At 54.7% G+C, this 2758-nt stretch carries 1 rRNA gene; it reads right to left on the minus strand.

Annotation, left to right across the window (positions count from 1 at the left end):
* Positions 1-3 precede the first annotated feature (3 nt).
* A 23S ribosomal RNA gene (locus H7B67_RS14110) occupies positions 4-2758 on the minus strand; the annotation flags it as partial.

Raw genomic sequence — 2758 nt, forward strand, 5'->3', positions numbered from 1 at the left:
GATTAGGATAAGCCCTCGACCGATTAGTACTCGTCAGCTGCACACGTTGCCGTGCTTACACCTCGAGCCTATCAACCTGGTGTTCTTCCAGGGGTCTTACGTACTGGGAAATCTCATCTTGAGGCGGGCTTCGCGCTTAGATGCTTTCAGCGCTTATCCCTCCCGCACTTGGCTACCCAGCGATGCTCCTGGCGGAACAACTGGTACACCAGCGGTGCGTCCATCCCGGTCCTCTCGTACTAAGGACAGCCCCTCTCAAATTTCCTACGCCCGCGACAGATAGGGACCGAACTGTCTCACGACGTTCTGAACCCAGCTCGCGTACCGCTTTAATGGGCGAACAGCCCAACCCTTGGGACCTACTTCAGCCCCAGGATGCGATGAGCCGACATCGAGGTGCCAAACCTCCCCGTCGATGTGGACTCTTGGGGGAGATAAGCCTGTTATCCCCAGGGTAGCTTTTATCCGTTGAGCGATGGCCCTTCCATTCGGTACCACCGGATCACTAAGCCCGACTTTCGTCCCTGCTCGACTTGTAGGTCTCGCAGTCAAGCTCCCTTATGCCTTTGCACTCTTCGAATGATTTCCAACCATTCTGAGGGAACCTTAGGGCGCCTCCGTTACGCTTTAGGAGGCGACCGCCCCAGTCAAACTGTCCGCCTGACACGGTCCCTTCACCCGTTTCATGGTGACAGGTTAGAACTCCGATACGATCAGGGTGGTATCCCAACGTCGCCTCCATCGAAGCTGGCGCTCCGACTTCTTAGGCTCCCACCTATCCTGTACAGACCGTACCAAAGTTCAATATCAAGCTACAGTAAAGCTCCATGGGGTCTTTCCGTCACGTCGCGGGTAACCTGCATCTTCACAGGTACTAAAATTTCACCGGATCTCTCGTTGAGACAGCGCCCAAGTCGTTACGCCATTCGTGCGGGTCAGAATTTACCTGACAAGGAATTTCGCTACCTTAGGACCGTTATAGTTACGGCCGCCGTTTACTGGGGCTTCAATTCACAGCTTCGGGTTGCCCCTAACCGCTCCTCTTAACCTTCCAGCACCGGGCAGGCGTCAGCCCGTATACTTCGCCTTACGGCTTCGCACAGACCTGTGTTTTTGCTAAACAGTCGCTTGGGCCTATTCACTGCGGCCCCCTCGGGCTATTCACCCTACCGAGGCACCCCTTCTCCCGAAGTTACGGGGTCATTTTGCCGAGTTCCTTAACGAGAGTTCTTCCGCGCGCCTTAGAATTCTCTTCTCGCCTACCTGTGTCGGTTTGCGGTACGGGCACCATCGCCTGGCTAGAGGCTTTTCTCGGCAGCGTGAGCACGGAACCTTCGGTACTGTTATTTTCCCTCCCCATCACAGCTCAAGGTATTAGTGTGCGGATTTGCCTACACACACCCCTTACTGCTTGGACAGACTAATCCATCAGTCTGCGTTCTTGCCCTCCTGCGTCCCCCCATTGCTCATAACGGCTTACGGTGGTACAGGAATTTCAACCTGTTGTCCTTCGACTACGCCTTTCGGCCTCGCCTTAGGTCCCGACTTACCCTGAGCGGACGAACCTTCCTCAGGAACCCTTAGGCTTTCGGCGGACAAGATTCTCACTTGTCTTTTCGTTACTCATACCGGCATTCTCACTTGAATGCAGTCCACCAGTCCTTCCGGTCTGACTTCAACCCGCATTCAACGCTCCCCTACCCAAGTACCATAGGTACATGCCATAGCTTCGGTGGTGTGTTTAGCCCCGTTACATTTTCGGCGCAGAGTCACTCGACCAGTGAGCTATTACGCACTCTTTAAATGGTGGCTGCTTCTAAGCCAACATCCTGGTTGTCTTCGCAACTCCACATCCTTTCCCACTTAACACACACTTGGGGACCTTAGCTGATGATCTGGGCTCTTTCCCTCTTGACAACGGATCTTAGCACTCGCTGTCTGACTCCCGAGTATACATGCATGGCATTCGGAGTTTGACTGGACTTGGTAACCCTTGGCGGGCCCCGCACCCAATCAGTGCTCTACCTCCACGATGCTTAAACCTCGAGGCTAGCCCTAAAGCTATTTCGGGGAGAACCAGCTATCTCCGAGTTCGATTGGAATTTCTCCCCTACCCCCACGTCATCCCCAAGCTTTTCAACGCTTGTGAGTTCGGGCCTCCAGTGAGTGTTACCTCACCTTCACCCTGCACAGGGGTAGATCACACGGTTTCGGGTCTACGCCTACGTACTGAATCGCCCTATTCAGACTCGCTTTCGCTGCGGCTCCGTCTCTCCGACTTAACCTCGCACGTAAACGTAACTCGCCGGTTCATTCTACAAAAGGCACGCCATCACCCCTAGATCGGGCTCTGACTTCTTGTAAGCGCACGGTTTCAGGTTCTTTTTCACTCCGCTCCCGCGGTGCTTTTCACCTTTCCCTCACGGTACTGCTTCGCTATCGGTCGCCAGGGAGTATTTAGCCTTGGCAGATGGTCCTGCCGGATTCCCACGGGGTTTCTCGTGTCCCGCGGTACTCGGGATCCGTCTCGGAGGGAGCAGACTTTCGGCTACAGGGCTTTTACCTTCTATGCCGGGCCTTTCCAGACCTCTTCGCCTAACCTGCTCCTTTGTAACTCCATGTGAGACGTCCCACAACCCCAGGGAGCAAGCTCCCTGGTTTGGGCTAATCCGCTTTCGCTCGCCGCTACTGACGGAATCACTGTTGTTTTCTCTTCCTCAGGGTACTTAGATGTTTCAGTTCCCCTGGTGTGCCTCCT

Origin of the sequence: Cohnella thailandensis (genome assembly GCF_014212135.1) — a bacterium.
Lineage (GTDB): Bacteria > Bacillota > Bacilli > Paenibacillales > Paenibacillaceae > Cohnella > Cohnella thailandensis.